The organism is uncultured Flavobacterium sp., assembly GCF_963975005.1.
Classification (GTDB): domain Bacteria; phylum Bacteroidota; class Bacteroidia; order Flavobacteriales; family Flavobacteriaceae; genus Flavobacterium.
The window spans coordinates 22,466-41,930 of the sequence record NZ_CAXBFR010000010.1 but is presented as its reverse complement, the minus strand read 5'-3'; the positions used below and the strand labels follow the sequence as shown (position 1 = coordinate 41,930).

Annotated in this window: 17 protein-coding genes and 1 pseudogene; 5 read left to right on the top strand and 13 right to left on the bottom strand. The window is 30.3% G+C overall.

Translation table 11 applies throughout. From position 1 onward, the window contains the following. Window positions 1–180, bottom strand: a pseudogene (locus AACZ53_RS02485) (hypothetical protein); the annotation flags it as partial. A gap of 157 nt (window positions 181–337) precedes the next feature. Between AACZ53_RS02485 and AACZ53_RS02480 the strand changes: the two are divergent. Next, a complete protein-coding gene (locus AACZ53_RS02480) occupies window positions 338–481 on the top strand; it encodes a hypothetical protein (RefSeq protein ID WP_339834379.1) in 144 nt (47 codons plus the stop codon). A gap of 22 nt (window positions 482–503) precedes the next feature. On the opposite strand, the gene aroC is transcribed toward AACZ53_RS02480, so the two are convergent. Continuing rightward, on the bottom strand, window positions 504–1,565 hold the full coding sequence (gene aroC / locus AACZ53_RS02475; protein ID WP_339834376.1) for a chorismate synthase: 1,062 nt from the start codon (window positions 1,563–1,565) through the stop codon (window positions 504–506). Between the two features lie 101 nt (window positions 1,566–1,666). On the opposite strand from aroC, the gene AACZ53_RS02470 reads away from it, so the two are divergent. Further along, on the top strand, window positions 1,667–2,458 hold the full coding sequence (locus tag AACZ53_RS02470) for a hypothetical protein (protein ID WP_339834374.1): 792 nt from the start codon (window positions 1,667–1,669) through the stop codon (window positions 2,456–2,458). Between the two features lie 107 nt (window positions 2,459–2,565). Then, window positions 2,566–3,072 (top strand): hypothetical protein, encoded by a 507-nt coding sequence (locus AACZ53_RS02465; RefSeq protein ID WP_339834371.1) that lies wholly within the window; start codon window positions 2,566–2,568, stop codon window positions 3,070–3,072. Between the two features lie 52 nt (window positions 3,073–3,124). On the opposite strand, the gene bshA is transcribed toward AACZ53_RS02465, so the two are convergent. From bshA to AACZ53_RS02415, 10 genes are all read right to left on the bottom strand, one after another. Further along, the gene (gene bshA / locus AACZ53_RS02460) at window positions 3,125–4,267 is read right to left on the bottom strand and encodes an N-acetyl-alpha-D-glucosaminyl L-malate synthase BshA (RefSeq protein WP_339834369.1); all 1,143 of its coding nucleotides are present in this window, start codon (window positions 4,265–4,267) and stop codon (window positions 3,125–3,127) included. A gap of 64 nt (window positions 4,268–4,331) precedes the next feature. Then, window positions 4,332–4,787, bottom strand: a complete 456-nt coding sequence (locus AACZ53_RS02455; protein ID WP_339834367.1) for a DUF1801 domain-containing protein — start codon at window positions 4,785–4,787, stop codon at window positions 4,332–4,334. Continuing rightward, on the bottom strand, window positions 4,784–5,254 hold the full coding sequence (locus AACZ53_RS02450; RefSeq protein ID WP_339834365.1) for a GNAT family N-acetyltransferase: 471 nt from the start codon (window positions 5,252–5,254) through the stop codon (window positions 4,784–4,786). Before AACZ53_RS02450 ends, AACZ53_RS02455 begins: the two co-directional genes overlap by 4 nt. Before the next feature lie 11 nt (window positions 5,255–5,265). Next, window positions 5,266–8,193: a glycoside hydrolase family 3 N-terminal domain-containing protein gene (locus AACZ53_RS02445; RefSeq protein ID WP_339834363.1), complete on the bottom strand. Its 2,928-nt coding sequence runs from the start codon at window positions 8,191–8,193 to the stop codon at window positions 5,266–5,268. Between the two features lie 62 nt (window positions 8,194–8,255). Then, window positions 8,256–8,738: an ABC transporter ATPase gene (locus AACZ53_RS02440; protein WP_339834361.1), complete on the bottom strand. Its 483-nt coding sequence runs from the start codon at window positions 8,736–8,738 to the stop codon at window positions 8,256–8,258. 77 nt (window positions 8,739–8,815) lie between these two features. Continuing rightward, window positions 8,816–9,607, bottom strand: coding sequence for a (Fe-S)-binding protein (locus AACZ53_RS02435; protein WP_339834359.1), 792 nt, complete (start codon window positions 9,605–9,607; stop codon window positions 8,816–8,818). Window positions 9,608–9,687: 80 nt separating this feature from the next. Continuing rightward, entirely contained in the window at window positions 9,688–10,134 is a 447-nt protein-coding gene (locus AACZ53_RS02430) for an HAD family acid phosphatase (RefSeq protein ID WP_339834356.1), read from the bottom strand. A 73-nt stretch (window positions 10,135–10,207) separates the two neighbouring features. Further along, on the bottom strand, window positions 10,208–11,512 hold the full coding sequence (locus AACZ53_RS02425; protein WP_339834354.1) for a (Fe-S)-binding protein: 1,305 nt from the start codon (window positions 11,510–11,512) through the stop codon (window positions 10,208–10,210). A 12-nt stretch (window positions 11,513–11,524) separates the two neighbouring features. Next, window positions 11,525–12,478, bottom strand: a complete 954-nt coding sequence (locus AACZ53_RS02420; protein WP_339834352.1) for an MlaD family protein — start codon at window positions 12,476–12,478, stop codon at window positions 11,525–11,527. A gap of 47 nt (window positions 12,479–12,525) precedes the next feature. Further along, the gene (locus tag AACZ53_RS02415; RefSeq protein WP_339834350.1) at window positions 12,526–13,656 is read right to left on the bottom strand and encodes an N-acetylmuramoyl-L-alanine amidase; all 1,131 of its coding nucleotides are present in this window, start codon (window positions 13,654–13,656) and stop codon (window positions 12,526–12,528) included. 116 nt (window positions 13,657–13,772) lie between these two features. Between AACZ53_RS02415 and AACZ53_RS02410 the strand changes: the two genes are divergently transcribed. Then, complete coding sequence (locus AACZ53_RS02410) at window positions 13,773–16,421, top strand: putative LPS assembly protein LptD (protein ID WP_339834348.1); 2,649 nt, start codon at window positions 13,773–13,775, stop codon at window positions 16,419–16,421. A 53-nt stretch (window positions 16,422–16,474) separates the two neighbouring features. Beyond that, window positions 16,475–16,855: a RidA family protein gene (locus AACZ53_RS02405; protein WP_339834347.1), complete on the top strand. Its 381-nt coding sequence runs from the start codon at window positions 16,475–16,477 to the stop codon at window positions 16,853–16,855. A gap of 58 nt (window positions 16,856–16,913) precedes the next feature. Here the strand turns inward: AACZ53_RS02405 and lon are convergent, their stop codons facing one another. After that, a complete protein-coding gene (gene lon, locus AACZ53_RS02400) occupies window positions 16,914–19,367 on the bottom strand; it encodes an endopeptidase La (protein ID WP_339834345.1) in 2,454 nt (817 codons plus the stop codon). Between the last annotated feature and the right edge of the window lie 98 nt (window positions 19,368–19,465).

Below are 19,465 nucleotides of genomic sequence, written 5' to 3'. Positions count from 1 at the left end.
AATAGTTGTAACTGCTGCTCCAGAACCATCGTAAGCTTTAACCCAAACGTTATTAGCATCAACAATAGAAATACCACTTATACCTCTACTAGCAGTTGCAAAAGTAGTAGCTTTCTCCGTCCAAAATTGTGCATTAGAAATAAATGGCACAATCAATAGTAAATAAAGTAATTTTTTCATCATAGTGTAGTTTTATTTAAATTTATATAGTGTAAATATATTAAAAAGAAATGTAAGAATTATCAATTATCATTTTTTTAACAGTTATGATATTTATCATATTTAAACAAATGTTAAATAATTATTTTTGTCCCAATAATCAATTAAAACTTAAAAAATGAGAAATTTAGCTTTGCCACTTGTTAATTGGGGAAATGGAGCATTTATAATGGTAGTAATCTTTACCCTAGTTATTTTAGGATTAGTAGGTGTAGTTTTCTTATTGATGAATACAGATAAAAAGAAAAAAGAAAACGACTAGTAGGAGTCGTTTTCTTTTTTCTTTAATTGTAAACTTTATTTAACAAAAAGTTATCAGCTATCACTAAAGCTGCCATAGCTTCAACAATAGGCACTGCTCTTGGTAATACACAAGGGTCATGTCTTCCTTTTCCTTGTAGTTCAATTATTTCATTTGAATTAGTCAATACTTCTTGTTTTTGGATTAATGTTGCAACGGGTTTAAAAGCAATTCGAAAATAAATATCCATTCCATTACTAATTCCTCCTTGAATTCCTCCTGAGAGATTGGTTTTTGTAGTTTCGTCTTCGTTATATAAATCGTTGTGTTCGCTACCTTTCATTTTTGCACCACAAAAACCGCTTCCAAATTCAAAACCTTTTACTGCATTAATAGATAGCATGGCTTTTCCTAAATCAGCGTGTAACTTATCAAAAACAGGTTCACCAAGACCAATTGGCACATTTTGAATAACACACATAATTGTTCCACCAACTGTATCACCTTGTTTTTTTATTTCCTTGATAAAATTTTCCATTTTTAAAGCCGTAGCTTCATCCGGACAACGAACAGCATTATTTTCAATTTTAGAAAAATCTAATTCTTGATATGGTTTATCAATAAAAATTTCTCCTACTGAAGAGACAAAAGCTGTAATCTTAATTTCAGGTATAATTTGTTTTGCAATGGCACCACCAACTACTCTACTTGCCGTTTCTCTGGCTGAACTTCTTCCACCACCGCGATAATCTCGAATGCCATATTTTTTTTCATAAACATAATCAGCATGACTCGGACGATAAGTATCTTTTATCTCTGAATAATCATTTGATTTTTGATTGGTATTAGGAATTATAAAACCAATTGGTGTTCCGGTAGTTTTTCCTTCAAAGATTCCAGATAAAAATTGCACATCATCTTCTTCTTTTCTTTGTGTAACAATTGCTGATTGTCCTGGCTTTCTTCGCTGCATCTCTATTCGTATAGCCTCAAAGTCAAGTTCTATTCCTGCAGGACATCCATCAATAATTCCGCCAAGCGCTTCGCCATGAGATTCTCCAAAAGTGGTTAGCTTAAATAGTTTTCCAAAAGTATTTCCCGACATAATTATGTTATTTATAAACAAAAGTAAAAAAATAATAGTAGTAATTGGTCATCCTTACTCTAGGAACTAATTTTTAATTATATTAGCAAAAAATAAATATAATGAAATCAAAATTATTTCTTCTTTTAGGACTGTCTATTTTTATTTTATCTTGTAGTTCAGATGATTCTTCTGACAATGGAGATCCAGCTACATCATTACCTATTATTTCTGGAAATTATTGGACCTATGATGTCTTTAATCATGAAACAGCAAATACTCCAGCCTCTTTTGCAAGAGATTCAGTTTATGTTGGTAATGACACGCTTATAAATACTGTTACATTTAAAAAAATAAAAACATTAACAATTGCAAATGGTTTCTATTCAGGAACATTGAAAGATAATGGATTACGTATTGATGGAAACAAAATGAGAATTTCAGGATCAGTAAACTTTAGCGCTGGTTTACCTGCTGCTTTAACATTTTCAGTTTCAGATTTTATTGTTTTAAAAGAAAATGCTTCAATTGGTGAAGAACTTAGCTCAACAACTGGTTCATTCACTCAAGACTTTAACAGTACTCCATTGACATTCTATTATTCACTTAGATCAGTTGCTGATGGTTCACAAAACTCATTAGCTTCTAGTGGAAATAATTATTCAGATATAACAAAAACTAAAGTAATTTTAAATCTTAGAATTACAGCTGACTTTGGCTTACCGATAACAGTAATGCCTGCCCAAGATGTTTTAGTATCTACTCAATATTATAGTAAAAACATAGGAATGGTATATAACCTAACTAATATTAATTATACATTAAGTACTTTGCCTGCAGGATATCAATTACCAATTCCTCAAACTGGAAGCCAAACACAAGAAGAGTTTTTGGATGTATATCAGGTAAATTAATTAAAATATAAATATGTTAATTATGAAAAGTTGCCATGAAATTATATAATCTTAATTTCAATTTTTCATTTACATTTGTATTATAAATTTTAAACTTTATTAATAATATGAAAAAAGTACTTTTATCTGCAATTATGCTATTTGGAATAGCTTTTAGTGCCAAAGCTCAAGACATTTCTAAAAATGCATTAGGTCTTAGATTAGGTGATAACGATGGTTTTGGTGGTGAAATATCTTACCAAAGAGGTCTATCCGATAACAATCGTTTAGAATTAGACTTAGGATTTAGAAACAGTAATGATTATGATGCTTTTAAATTAACTGGGATATACCAATGGGTTTGGAATATTGAAGGTGGATTTAATTGGTATGCTGGTGTTGGTGGAGGAATTGGTAGCTGGAGTTATGATAGAAAAATTGGTAACGATAGATATAAAGACAACGGAACCATTTTATTTGTAGCTGGAGATTTAGGTATCGAATATAACTTTAGCGAAGCTCCAATTCAATTATCATTAGATATTAGACCAGAAATTTATTTTAACTCTGATAATTATAGAGAAGATAATTTTGGACCAGACATCGCTTTGGGAATAAGATATAGATTTAATTAATTTTAATTAATATCATAAAAAAAAGCCACTCGACGAGTGGCTTTTTTTATAACTATACTTTTTCTTTATATTTTTCAATGGCTTCCTTATATACTTTTTCGTACATAGGAACTATGTTTAAAATATCAAATCGTGAGGCAACTTCTTTTGCATTTTTCTTAAATATTTTAAGTTTATTATCATCTTTTAAGATAGAAACGGCATTTTTACTCATGGCTTCAATATCTCCAACATCACTTAAATATCCCGAATAACCTTCAATATTAACTTCGGGTAAACCTCCAGAATTACTAGATATTACAGGAACTCCACAAGCCATTGCTTCTAAAGCTGCTAACCCAAAACTTTCGGTTTCTGAAGGCAATAAAAACAAATCTGAATAACATAAAATTTTATCGATTTCAGAACTATTTCCAAAAAAGATTACCTTGTCTTGAATACCTAAAGAATAACACAAATCTTCTGCCATTTGCTTTTCTGGACCTTCTCCTACCATCATCATTTTTGATGGAATTTCTTTTTGAATGTTATAAAAAATCTTTACAACATCATCAATTCGTTTTACTTTTCTAAAATTTGAAATATGTGTAATGATTTTTTCATTTTCAGAAGCCATCATACCTCTATCGCATTTTTTAACTTCATCAGAAGATGACTTGTTAGGCTCAATAAAGTTTGGAATAACTACAATTTCTTTTTTTATATCAAAAAGTCTATAAGTATCATCTCTTAAACTGCTTGAAACACTTGTAACAATATCAGATTTATTTATACTAAAACTCACTGCTGGTTTATAAAAAGGATGATTTCCTACCAAAGTAATATCCGTTCCGTGAAGTGTTGTAATCATTGGTATTCGTATTCCTTCATCTTCTAACATTTTCTTAGCCATATATCCTGCATAGGCATGAGGAATAGCATAATGCACATGCAAAACATCAATATCATACAACTTTACCATATCAACTAATTTACTTGATAAGGCTAATTCATAAGGCTGATAATGAAACAATGGATATTCTGGGACGTGAACTTCGTGGTAATGCAAGTTGCTGTTTAAAAGTGCTAAACGCACGGGCTGACTATATGTAATGAAATGTATCTCGTGACCTTTTTTGGCTAATTCTAAACCTAATTCGGTTGCAACAACACCACTACCACCAAAGGTTGGATAACAAACTATAGCAATTTTCATTCTTCGTTTTATTTTTTATAAAATTAACATTAATAAAAAGAACTGAAAATAAAACTTTGTTAAATTATCGTTTTAGGTTAGCTTCATAACAATTTATCAAATCTTCAACAGTCATTTTTCGGACTAATTCTCCAATTAATTCAAACGGAATTTGATCTAATTTTTTGAAACGAACACAACTTTTACCTATATCTAGTTTTAGTTTACAATGTTTTGGATATTCAGTCGAGAACCAATTTAGCAATTCAGGTTTAGCATAAATTCCCATATGATAGAAATTAACACTATTTTTTTGAGAGGCAAAACTCATAAAAGGCAATGGCAAACTTGGCGTACAATGATAACCTGCTGGATAAATTTCGTGAGGGACAACATAACCAATCATTCCATAACTCATTTCTTCTTTGAAACCTTTTGGTAAATTATCATTAATTACTTTTCTTAATTTAGTAATAGCTTCTACTCTATCTTCCGGTAATTCTTGAATATATTGTTCTGGTGTTGTGGCTTTTGATGTCATTTATTTAATTTAAATTCCATTTTTATATTAGCTCTTTCATAAAGACCCTTTTCTAATTCAACTTCGGTAAAGCCATATTTTTTATATAAATGTATTGCAGACTCTAATTTTGTGTTTGAATATAAAATTATTTTTTTTATTTGTTGTTCTTGAGCAAATTTTAGACAAAAATCAATTATTTTTTTTCCAATACCAAAACTTTGATACGAATCACGAACAGCCATCTTTGCAAGTTCGTAAGTAGTTTCGTCTTTTTTTAACAATGAAACGGTTCCAACAATTACTTGATTGTATTTTGCATAAAATATAAATCCTCCTTTATCAATAATTTCTTCTTTTGGATTTGACAATGCTATTTCATCTCCAATTTCAACATGAAAATATTTTAATAACCACTCATAATTTAGTGTCTTTATAAACTCTTTATATTCATCTGAATAAGGAATTATCTCAATTTCATTTTTCATTGAAGAAACAATTAATCCCTAATACTTTCATAAATAATCTTTTGAATATTTTCGCGAATATTAGCTCTAGACAAACGATTAGCTGCATTTGAGTCTGGATAAGTTCTGTTTGATAAAAATACATATACTATTTCTTTTTCAGGATCAGCCCAAGCCATTGTGCCTGTAAATCCAGTGTGACCAAAACTTGTCATAGAAACACATCCACAAGTTGGACCAGCATTACCTAATTGCGGTTTGTCAAATCCAACGCCTCTTCTATTATCTTCATCACAATAATAGCAAGTATTAAAAGCGTTCATTGTTTTTTCTGAAAAGAATCTGTTGTTACCATAAACTCCTTTTTGCAAGTACATTTGCATCATTTTAGCTACATCTAAAGCATTTGAAAATAATCCAGCGTGACCCGAAACTCCTCCTTGCATAGCTGCTGCCATATCATGAACATTTCCTTGAACGGTTTGATATCTATAATAATTATCTTCTTCAGTTGGAATGATCTGTCCCAAAGAAAACTTTTCTAATGGTTTGTATGAAGTATGATTCATTCCGATTAAACTATAGAAATTTTCATTAGCAAGAATATCTAATTTTTTTTGCGTTTTTAATTCTAAATATTCTTTTAACAGTATGAATGAAAAATCACTGTATTTATATTCTTTAGTAGCACGTAATTTACTTTTAGCAATCGTATTAATTATAGTATCATTAAAGTCTTTTCTAATATAAAGATTTTCTGCAACTTTAAAAGGAAATTCTTTTGAAGGTGTTTTTCTATAGTATTTTGAATCAGGGTGCTTAGTAGCGTCTAATGTTTTTAAATAAAAAGCTTCCCAAGGTTGAAAACGAGCTTGATGTGTCAACATATCAATTAAGGTAACGTCTTCTTTATTTGAGCCTTTAAAAACAGGTAACATATCACCAAGTTTATCACTCAAAGCAACTTGACCTTTATCATATAATTGCATTAAATTAGGTAAAGTTGAAAGCACTTTAGTTAAAGAAGCCACATCATATAAATCATTATCTTTTACAGGAATATTATCATTATAAGTATGATTTCCAAAGGATTTTTGATAAATAACTTTTCCTCTCCTAGCTACAACAATTTGAGCACCAGGTGTCATATTATCTTTTATAGCTCCATTAATTATTGAGTCAATTTGGGCTAATTTTGAACCATCCATGCCTACATTTTCTGGACTATCAAATCCTAAACGTTTGATTTCTTTGGTGTCAAACCCCGTATTGACAAGGAAACTATCATTGATTGAAACCGGCAATTTACCTTTAGAACTTGTTGAACCAAAAATAATCTCTGAAACAATTTTCTGTGTAAAATTATTGTTTTGATACGCCATAATAACTCCATCAAGCGTTGTATAGTCAATGGTTGAAGGCAAAGAATAAGGTCTTGTGAAAAAAGTTAAAATAGTTTTCTTTTGCTTTGAAATTGAGTTAATCCAACGAACCTCTTCACTTGTTGGATTATTTTTTTTCCAGATATTATCTACTTTATGAAAACCAATAATCACTTTGGTATAATCTTGCAATTTTGATAGAATAGCCTCAATTGAATTTCCAGTAATTTCATCAACTTGAGTATATTCGTTTAAAGATGTTATAAATGCTTCATTTGAATCATCACCAATTTTCACGTAAGCAATTTTTTCAATTTTTAATGATGTTATTGGAATAATATCACCTTCATTTTTTACCGTGGTAATAGCATTTTCAAATAGTTTTTTGTTTAAAGCATCATATTCAGGTTTATTTAAATCTTCATATAAATTTTCTAACGCAATAGGTTTGTAATTCTTTAGACCAGCTTTGAATTTGTATTTCAAAATCTTTTTTACAGAATAAGCCAAACGTTTTTCAGTAAGTATTTTCTTTTTAAAAGCATCCTTGAATTTCAACACAGATTTAGGAACATCTTCCGAAAATAACAATACATCATTTCCAGCTAAAAAAGCAGCTAAATCAATATCTCCAGGTTGTTTAAAGTTACTTGCCCCTTTCATGTTTAAAGCATCTGTAAAAATTAAACCTTCAAATTTTAAATCATTTTTTAAAATATCGGTTACAACTTTACTGGAAAGAGATGACGGTAAATTGGGTTGAGATTCTAAGCTAGGAACATTCAAATGCGCAACCATTACACTTGCTAAACCTTTTTCAATTAGTTTTTTGTATGGATATACTTCAACACTATCAATTCTCTCTTTAGAAAAAGCTACTGTTGGTAAAGTATGGTGAGAATCAGATGAAGTATCTCCATGTCCTGGAAAATGCTTTGCTGTTGCAAAAATACCATTATTTTGAAGTCCGTTCATATAAGCTAAAGCTTTTTCTGCAACGTTTTCTCTAGTTTCACCAAAAGAGCGATTTCCAATAATAGGATTATTTGGATTTGTATTAATATCAACAACCGGAGAAAAAGTAAAGTTAATACCTAAGCGTTTAGATTGTTCGGCCATTTGTTCTCCCATTTTCTCAATAAGTGAATTGTCTTTAATAGCTCCAAGTGTCATATTCCAAGGATATTTATATGTAGAGTCTAAGCGCATACTCAAACCCCATTCAGCGTCAATACCGACCATCATTGGTAGTTTTGATTTGCTTTGGTACCTATTAGTTAATGTAGCTTGACGAACTGGACCACCTTGAAAAAATATTAAACCTCCAATTTTATAATCAGTAACTAATTTATCTATGCTTCTATAATGAGCTTCATCTTTGTTTGAATAGGCAGCAACCATAAATAATTGTCCTACTTTTTCATCAAAAGACATTTTTTTATAGACACTATCAATCCAGCGTTGTTCTTCATAAATATCTTTAACCTCCATTTTATCTTTATCAGAAAAATTAATAGGTCTATTATAATTAAAAAGTGAAACTAGAATAAATAAAAGGACTAAATTATATTTTAACATAGTTATAAATTAAAAATCATCATTAATTAAAGGATAATGATGATTGTATAAGTATTTTTTTTTTAGAAAAATCTACTGTGCCAACTCTCATTAGCGGGTACTTCCCAAAAATCTTGCCATTCTTCTATTGTATTGACTAAATTATTGAATACAATAGTATTTTCTGAAACGGATTTACTTTTAGCTAATTGTTTAAACTCAATAAGGGTTTTAAAAGCAATAAATTCACCTGTTTTATAGGTTACATTCATTTTATCTAACAAATCAATTTCATACTTAGCTTCTAGATTTTGAATAAACTGAACAGAACTATCAATAGAACAACCAGTTGCAGCATGAAAATCTTGATTTACGGCTAAAATAACAAAGCGATTATATTTCATTATAAAAGAAGCTTCAAGTGAAGTTCCATGTGCAGCCCAATTTTCTACAAATTCTTTTGTGGCTTCAGTTATTTCTGTTACTTCATCATCAGACAATTTTCTGTTGGCTTGATAAATCCATATTTTGGAGTGCCCTGGTAAATCTTCGAAAGGAATATACATTCTTTTTAGTTATGAGTTATGAGTTATGAGTTATGAAAGATTTACTAATAATAATTCATAACTAAAATTCATAATTATTATAAATCTTGAGCATTTGCGATTAATTCAGCTATATCCATAACTTTAACTGAACCCTCTTTTTCTTTAATTTTAACGCCATCAGTCATCATTGTATTACAAAAAGGACAACCGGCTGCAATAATATCTGGTTTTGTTTCCATTGCGTCTTCTGTACGTTCTATGTTTATTTCTTTGTTTCCTGGTTCAGCGTCTTTGAACATTTGTGCTCCACCAGCACCACAACAAAGGCCATTGGCACGAGAACGTTTCATTTCGACTAGTTCTGCATCTAATTTTTGAATTAATTCTCTAGGAGCTTCATAAACGTTATTTGCTCTACCTAAATAACATGGGTCATGAAAAGTAATTCGTTTTCCTTTAAATTGTCCACCTTCAATAGTTAATCTTCCATCATCTAATAATGATTTTAGAAATTCTGTATGATGCATAACATCGTATTTTCCACCTAATTCTGGATATTCATTTTTAATGGTATTAAAACAATGTGGGCAAGCCGTTACTATTTTTCCAACTTCATAACCATTTAAAACTTCAATGTTCATCATGGCTTGCATTTGAAACAAAAATTCATTTCCGGCACGTTTTGCTGGATCACCAGTACAACTTTCCTCAGTTCCTAAAACAGCGAAATTAACATTAGCACGATTTAAAATTCGAACAAATGCTTTAGTTATTTTTTTGGCTCTATCATCAAAACTTCCAGAACAACCCACCCAAAATAAAACTTCTGGTTGTTTGCCTTGAGCAAGCATTTCTGCCATTGTTGGTACTACTATATTTTCTGACATATTATTTTATAGGTTTAATCGTTTAATTGTTAAATATTACGACTTTCAACTTTATTTTTTTTAAGACTTTCGACTATAAACTATTCGTGATGTTCGTCATCAAAAACTTGAATCGTAACTTCTTTATCTACTAAATCGGTAAATTTACCTCTATATCTAGTTGCTTTAACTAAGTGGTTGTCAATCCAATGGTAATTTCCTCCACGAGGTTTACCCATTAACATACCATGATATTTGAAACCATATTTTTTTAACCATTCTTCTGTAACTTCTCTGTGAGCTTCTGTACGTGATGTGAAAAAGAAAATAATATGACCTTCATCAAACCAATTATTCAATGTTTTTAAAGCATCAGGATAAACAGCTGCTGTTGCCATTCTTTCTGGTTCTTCATTTGGAATATCATCGCAGATAGTTCCGTCTATATCAATTAAGTAATTTTTAATTCCGTCTGCTAAAACTGGGCTTAATTTTTCACCATTAATAGTTAATTCTTTTAAATTCTTGTCGATTTCTTCTGATTTCATTTTTTGTTAATTAATTATTTCAAATTTATATTAACATTTCCAAGGCTCACGTTTATGAAAATATTGTTAGTTTTTAGTTTTCGTCTTTCCAGTTTAACCTGTCTTGTTGATTATATTGCCATGGTGCACCATTATTTTCAATGTTTGACATCATTGCATTTAATGACATAGGAGCAGCACTTTGCTCCATTACCAAGTATCTTCTCATATCAATAATAATTGATAAAGGATTAATATTTACGGGACATTCTTCTACACAAGCATTACATGACGTACAAGCCCAAAGTTCTTCAGCAGTGATATAATCGTTTAATAACGATTTGTTATCGGGAACAAAAACACCTTTATTTGCATCAATATTCTTACCAACTTCTTCTAATCTATCTCTTGTGTCCATCATTATCTTACGTGGAGATAATTTTTTTCCAGTTTGATTGGCTGGACAAACTGAAGTACAACGACCACATTCTGTACAAGTGTATGCATTAAGTAACTGAACCCAGTTTAAATCTTCTACATCACTTGCTCCAAATTTAGCTGGAACAGCATCCGGATTAGCCGGTGCAGCATAAGGATCAGCTGTTGGATCCATCATTAATTTAACTTCATTTGTTACACTTTCTAAATTATCTAATTCCCCTTTTGGATTTAAATCAGAAAAGTAAGTGTTTGGAAAAGCAAGCAAAATGTGTAAATGTTTAGAGAAATATAAGTAATTTAAGAACACTAAAATTCCTGAAATATGTATCCACCAAGCCGTTCTTTCAATAATATGTAATGTAGATTCTGAAAAATTTGAAAATAATGGAGCTATAAATTGAGAAATTACATTTCCTGAATTATTAGCTTGAAAATGGGTATCTGTTGCATTCATCACAAGAAATAATGTCATTAAGACTATTTCAAAATAAAGAATAATATTTCCGTCATTCTTAGGCCAACCTTTCATTTCTGAATTCCAAAAACGCTTTAATTTGATCACATTTCTTCTTGCCCAGAAAATAATTACTGCTACTAAAACAAGTAAAGCCAAAATTTCAAAGGAACCAATTAGGAAACCGTACAAACCTCCTAAAAAAGAAAATATTCGATGCGTTCCAAATAAACCATCAATTACAATTTCTAAAACTTCAAGGTTAATAATAATAAAACCCGCATAAACAATAACATGAAGAAAACCTGCAATTGGTCTTTTAATCATTTTTGACTGACCTAGAGCAATCATAGCCATATTTTTCCAACGAGCTGACGGATTATCTTTTCGGTTTACATCGTTACCTAGTTTTATGTTGCGAACTAGTTTTTTTACATTCATTGCAAAATAACCAATTCCAATACATAAAATAATTGCAAATAAAATATTGTCTATATAATTCATTTTAAATGATGTTTACTCTTTAGTTAATTCTTCTTCTATTGGTGCTACGTATGGTTTGTTTTTCTTTCCAAAAACAGAAACATTAATATATCGCGTTGGGTGTAATCGTAAATCTTCTAACAACAGTTCTAACTCTTTTGAAGCATTCGTAAAATTAGTGTACATTTTATCGTCCTTCATCAATTTACCCATTGTTCCTTTACCTGATTCAACATCTGACATTATTTTATCAACTGAGGAAAGTGTTTTTTCTAGGTTTTTAACAGTTTGTCCTAAATTAGCTTTCGCTAAAGAATCTGACATGGCTGCAAAATTTGAAGAAGTTTTATCAAAATTGGTAAGTGTAGAACTTAGTTTGCTTTTATTTTCTGCTAACATTTGATTAGCCGATTTTGACATTTGACTAAATTCAATCAGTGTTTTATTTAATTCAGAAATACTACTTTTAAGATTTGCTTGAGTTGTTACATCTAATAATTGATTCATGTTAACTAACATCTTGTTAGCATTATCTAAAAGAACATCAATTTTGTTTTTTAATGGAATTAATTGTGAAGATAATTCTTCAGTCAATCCCAATTTTGAAGAAGATTGTAAAAAATCTCCATCTTCTACTGTAGGAGTTCCTTCACCCGGTAAAATTGCAATTTGCTTGCCACCAATAGGACTTGGAGCATATATTTGAGCAATACTAGATTTTGCAATATCATAGTCCCCATCAATCTGGATTTCCACAATAGATTTCCAGTTTTTATCTAAATTAATAGCGATAACTTTTCCAACTGTTTTTCCGTTAATAGAAACCATAGAAGACGTTTCTAAACCTTCAACATTATCGTATTTAATATATAACGTTTTATAATTGACAAATAAATCTTTTCCTTTTAAAAAACTATAACCCCATATAAATAATAATATAGAGGAAATAACTAATATGGCTGTTTTAATTTCTCTTGATAGTTTCAATGTTTCTTTTTTAGCAAATTTATTATTTATAAACTATAAAGCCAAGTTTATTTTAGGGCTTCTGAAATATTTATTTTTTCTCCATTTTTAAAGGCAACTATAAAAGCAGAATCAAATCCTTTTTCTTTAGCTACTTCTAAGTTTTTTTTAGCTTCATCGTATGATTTTGCTTCTTCATAAAAATATTTATAAATAACAGCACCTTTTTCTTTGGTAACATTTTTTAGTCCCTTAAAATTTGAAGGAGATGTTTCTAAATTTCTACTACTTGCCGATATTTGAACTTTAAAAACAATATCATTATTTGAGTCCGAGCGTACAACTTTTGATTCTTCTTTTTTGACAATAATCTCTTTTGGCTTTTCTTCTTCCTTTTCTTGTGTTTTATTTTTATCAGCAGTATTTAAAGATGAAATAAAGTATTCTTTTTTATAGTCTAAAATTGAATTAGCAATAGCTTCTGCTAATTTACCTTGACCACTATCAGAATTTAAAAAAGCTCCTTCTTCTTTATTAGAAACGAAACCCATTTCAATTAAAACTCTAGGCATGGTTATTTTTCTTAGTACAAGAAAGCCTGCTTCCTTTACGCCTCTGTTTCTAAATGTAGTTTTTTTTGTAAAAGCTTGTTGTACTTTAGCGGCTAATTCAACACTTAATTCACGATATTCTTCTTGTAAAATAGAAATTCCGATTACAGATTCAGGTGAATTTGGATCAAAACCTTCATATTTTATTTCATAATCATCTTCTAAGGTTACAACAGAGTTTTCTTTCTTTGCAACTTCTAAATTAGAAGCATTTCTAGTTATACCCATTACATACGTCTCATTTCCAGCAGCAGAAATATTAGCATTAGCATTGCAATGCATTGAAACAAAAATATTTGCTTTTGATTTGTTAGCAATAGTAGCTCTATCGTCTAGTTCAACAAAAACGTCTTTATTTCTTGTATAAACAACTGTAATATTAGGATCTTTTTCTAAGATCTCACCAACTCTTAAAACAGTTTTTAGGGCAATGTTTTTTTCTACATTACCATGATAAGTTGCACCATAATCTTTTCCTCCATGACCTGCATCTAAAACAACTTTAAATTTTGTATTTTGGGCATAACTTATGCAAACAAAAAATAGGAAAACAACTGAAAAAAAAGATTTAGTATATGTAATTTTCATAATTTGAAAATATTGAATGTTATAATTTTACTAACACTATAATTTTTAAAAAAAATATATGTAAGTTTGACCCTTCAAAAACTAAGCCACAATTATACAAAAATAGCACAAAAGCATTGTATTTAAAGACTATCCATATCGTTTTTTTTTCCATTTTCCTAACAATTGGAACGACTGCGTCATTTTCGCAAGAGATTACTACAAAAGAGACTTTACAAGTTAATGCCAATGAGTTATTAACAATTAAAGATACTACAAAAGTAGATTCGACTAAGAAAAAGAAAGCAATCCTTGAAGGTATTGTAAACCGAAAAGCCAAAGGCTACGAAAAGATTAATCAACGAAAAAAAGAAATGACTTTATATGATGAAGCAGAACTTTACTACAAAGATATCGAATTAAAAGCAGGAATTATTGTACTAAATTATGAGACTAATGAAGTTAATGCTGGCCGTTTAAAAGATAGTGTTGGAAATTATACTCAATATCCTTCCTTTAAACAAGGTGCAAATTTAATTGAGCCTGATTCTATACGATTTAACACAAAAACTAAAAAAGCTATCATTTGGAATTCTAAATCGAAACAAGGAGAACTGAATTTTAAAGCAGCCATTTCAAAACGAGAAAATGATTCTGTTATTTTCATGAAGGATGTCCGTTTTACCACTGCAAAAGATGTAGATAACCCAGAATACTATTTTTTAGCACGAAAGATAAAGTTTGTTCCCGGAAAAAAAGTAGTCACCGGTTTAACAAATTTAGTAATTGCTGATGTTCCTACACCAATTGGAGTTCCTTTTGCATATTTTCCTATGTCTGAAGAAAGCATTTCAGGTTTTATATTACCAGCTCCTGGACAAAGTAATTCACAAGGTTATTTTCTTCAAAATGGTGGTTATTATTTTGCTTTGAGTAAATTCTATGATTTAGCTGTATTAGGAGATTATTACACTAATGGAAGTTATGGTTTACGGGCAGAAAGTAGTTATGCTTTGCGCTATAAATTTAGTGGTAGAATCAATCTTCGATATGAAAATCAGATTCAAAGCGAAAGAGGTTTTCCGGATTATGTAAAATCGAAGCAATACAATATTCAGTGGAGTCATAGCCAAGATCAAAAAGCAGCCGCAAACTCAAGGTTTTCAGCATCGGTAAACGTTTCTAGTAGTCAATATTTTAGAAATTCATTAAACTTATCCAATATTGGAGCTACTTTAAACAACAACTTATCGTCTTCAGTCTCATACTCTAAAACAATACCTACCTTACCTCAAGTAAATCTTTCGGTTACTGCTACGCATTCTCAAAATACAAATACAGAGCAAATTAATATGACATTACCAACTTTTCAAGGTAGTGTTGATAGAATTTATCCATTTGCTCCAAAAAATGGAACTAAAAAAGGAGTTTTTCAAAATATTAATTTACAATATAACCTTAATGGTAAAAATGAAATAGTGACTTCTGATTCCTTATTTTTTAAACCTCAAATGTTTAAAGATGGTAAAGCAGGGTTTCAACATTCTATTCCGTTGAGTACTAACTTTAAAGTATTTAAATATTTTAGTGTAAGTGCAAGTTCAAGTTTTAACGAAACATGGGTATTTAACACAGTTAGAAAATCATATAGTTCTACAGAAAATGGAGTAGTATCATCCCGTGTAGATGAATTTGGAGCTTTTAGAACCTATAATTTTAATTCGAGTTTAGGAACAACTATTTATGGAACTTTTGATTTTGGAGAAGATAAAAAGATTCAAGCTATTAGACACGTAATGCGTCCTTCTGTTTCTTATAATTACAATCCAAGTTTTGAACAATATTATGACACTTATGCTATTGATGCAACTGGAACAACAATGGCAGAATATACTCGCTTTGAAAACGGAATTTATGGTGCTCCAGGTTTAAACAAATCAAGCAGCATTGGCTTTGGAGTAGGAAATTCATTTGAAGCAAAAGTTAAAAAAATTGATGAAAAAACAGGGAAAGAAGAAATCAAAAAAGTAATGTTGCTTAGTAATTTAAACCTTTCAACTGCTTATAATATAACCGCAGATTCATTAGCCTTACAACCATTATCTATTAGTGGTGGTACGACATTATTGAAAGATAAAATGAATATTAATTTCGGAACAAATTTAGATCCATATGCTATTGATAACAGTGGAACTAGAATAAATACATTTAATATTGATAATGGTGGTTCTCTTTTTAGAATGACAAGTGCCAATATGCAAATTAATTATTCATTAACAAGTAGTGGGTCTGATGGAAAAAACAAAACTAAATCTCAAAATGAATTAAATGGTGGAAGATCTGATGATTTATTTGGAAAATCGTCTGATTTAAATGACAACAGACAAAGTCTTTTTGATAAGAATAAAGACGATAAAGAGGAAAACAAATCAACAGAAAATTACAATTCCAAATTACCGTGGGATTTGCAATTTGCTTATTCTATAACCTATAACAACAGCAATAGACAAAGTGAAATTAGTAATAATTCACTAATGGTTTCTGGAAATGTAGAATTAGCTCCTCGTTGGAAAGTTGGTATTTCTACAGGATATGATTTTGCACAAAACGGAGTTACTTTTACGCAGTTTAGGTTTGAAAGAGATTTGGAAAGTTGGCGAATGAGTTTCAACTGGGTTCCGTATGGTACAAATGCCTATTGGGGATTCTTTATTGGTATTAGCTCTTCTATGCTTAGTGACATCAAGTGGGACAAAAATAAAGTGCCAGACAGAATTTTAAGATAAATATAAATAAATTCAGTATTCTTATTGAGATGCTGAACCAAATTCAACATAAAATGAAAAAAATAATATTTACAGACAAAGCTCCTGCTCCTATTGGACCTTATAATCAAGCTGTTTTAGTTGGAAATACTTTATATACTTCTGGACAAATTGCTATTAATCCGTCAACGGGTGAATTGGTTTTAGATTCTATAGAAGATGAAACTAAACAAGTAATGGAAAACAGGAAAGCGGTTTTAGAAGCTGCCGAAATGACTTTTGAAAATGTAATAAAAACTAGTATTTTTATTATGAATATGGGAGATTTTGCTAAAATAAATGCTGTCTATGGAACTTATTTTGATGAAAAAACCGCTCCAGCTAGAGAAACTGTTCAAGTAGCTTGCTTACCCAAAAATGTAAACATTGAAATTTCAATGTTAGCTATTAAATAAAAAAACGTTACAGTTTGAATATTCTCACTGTAACGCTTCTTTTTTATTTTTAAAAGTATTAATCTAATTTCTTAGCATTTTTTACTTTCTGGTCTAAAATGGCTATATCAATTACTTCGCTCATTTTATCTACATAATGAAATGTTAGCCCTTTTAAATACTCTTGGTTTATTTCTTCAATATCGGGTTTGTTTTCATTACACAAAATGATTTCTTTAATATTTGCTCTTTTTGCGGCTAAAATCTTTTCTTTAATTCCACCAACAGGCAAAACTTTTCCACGTAAAGTAATTTCTCCAGTCATCGCTAAGTTTTTCTTGACTCTTTTTTGGGTATAAGAAGACACCATAGAGGTTAACATAGCAATTCCAGCACTAGGCCCATCTTTTGGAGTTGCACCTTCAGGAACGTGTATATGGATATTGTATTTCTCTAATACTTCATCTTTTATACCTAATAAATCGGCATTTGCTTTTATATACTCTAAAGCTATAGTTACAGACTCTTTCATAACAGTTCCAAGGTTTCCTGTCATGGTCATTGCCCCTTTTCCTTTTGAAATAAGTGATTCTATAAATAAAATATCTCCTCCTACTGATGTCCAAGCTAAACCGGTTACAACACCAGCAGTATCGTTATTCTCGTATTTATCTCTTTCTAATCTTGGTGATTTTAAGACTCTTATAATATCTTCAGCCGTAACTTTAACATTATATTCTTCTTCCATTGCTATAGATTTGGCAGCATTTCTTACCATTTCTGCAATTTTCTTTTCTAAACCACGAACACCAGATTCTCTTGTGTAACCCACAACAATTTTTTCAAGTTCTCTTTTACCAATAGTTAAATGTTTATTGGTTAAACCGTGTTCTTTTAATTGTTTTGGTAATAAATGTTTGTGAGCTATTTCGATTTTTTCTTCAATCGTGTAGCCCGACATTTTTATGATTTCCATTCTATCTTTCAAAGCAGGTTGAATGGTTGACAAGCTATTTGATGTTGCAATAAACATAACTTTAGATAGATCATAACCCATTTCTAGGAAATTATCATGAAACTCACTGTTTTGTTCTGGATCTAATACTTCTAACAAAGCTGATGATGGATCACCACTGTGACTAGAACTTAATTTATCAATCTCATCTAATACAAATACTGGGTTTGAAGTTTTTGCTTTCTTGATGGACTGAATAATCCTACCAGGCATTGCTCCAATGTATGTTTTTCTGTGTCCACGAATTTCTGCTTCATCGCGCAAACCACCTAATGAAATACGAACATATTCACGTCCAAGCGCTTCTGCAACAGATTTACCAATAGAAGTTTTTCCAACTCCAGGAGGTCCATATAGACATAGAATTGGTGATTTCATATCATTTCTAAGCTTTAAAACCGCTAAGTGTTCAATAATACGCTTCTTTACATCTTCTAGTCCAAAATGATCTCTATCAATGATTTTTTGTGCTCTTTTTAAGTCGAAATTATCCTTGGTAACTTCATCCCAAGGCAATTCTAAATATAATTCTAAATAATTACGTTGTATACCAAAATCTGGAGCATTTGGATTAGTTCGTTGCAATTTTGAAAGTTCTTTTTCAAAATGTTTCTCAACTTCTTTATTCCATTTTTTAGTTTTAGCTTTTGTACGCATTTCTTCGATTTCTTGCTCATACGAAACGCCACCTAATTCTTCTTGAATGGTTTTCATTTGTTGTTGCAAGAAATACTCACGTTGTTGCTGGTCTAGATCAGTTCTTACTTTTGATTGAATATCATTTTTAAGTTCTAATTTTTGCAACTCTAAATTCATGTAACGAAGCGTTTCTAGGGCTCTTTCTTTTAAATCTCCAATTTGGAGTAAATCTTGTTTTTCCTTAACATTCAAATTCATGTTTGAAGAAACAAAATTGATTAAAAAAGGATTACTATCAATGTTTTTTATAGCAAAAGTAGCTTCCGAAGGAATATTTGGACTCTCATTTATAATTTCAATTGCCAATTCTTTAATTGAATCAACAATAGTTTTAAATTCGTCATCTGTTGGGTCTGGACGTTTTTCTACAACTTCTTTAATTGTTGCTCTTAGATAAGGTTCTTCTTGTGTGAATTTATCTATTTCAAAACGTTTTTTCCCTTGAAGGATTACAGTTGTATTTCCATCAGGCATTTTTAGAACTCGCATTATTTGAGCCACTGTTCCTACTCTATGGACATCTTTTGCTGTTGGTTCTTCAACGTCTTCGTCTATTTGTGATACTACTCCAATTATTTTTCCTTTGGCATTAGCATCATTTAAAAGTTTGATGGATTTATCTCTTCCTGCTGTAATTGGAATTACAACACCTGGAAATAAAACAGTGTTACGCAAAGGAAGTATAGCTAAATCTTCTGGTAAAGATTCATTATTCATTTCCTCCTCATCTTCTGGAGTCATTAATGGTATTAATTCTGCATCAGATTGAATTTCTTGTAGTGACAAGTTGTCAATTGAAAATATTTTTTGTTTCGACATAGTTATTTTAGGTCATTTTGTCATTAAACTTCATGTTTATGAAATAATCATTCTCTATGAGCATATCATAAAGAACTGAATATCAAATCATAAATTTT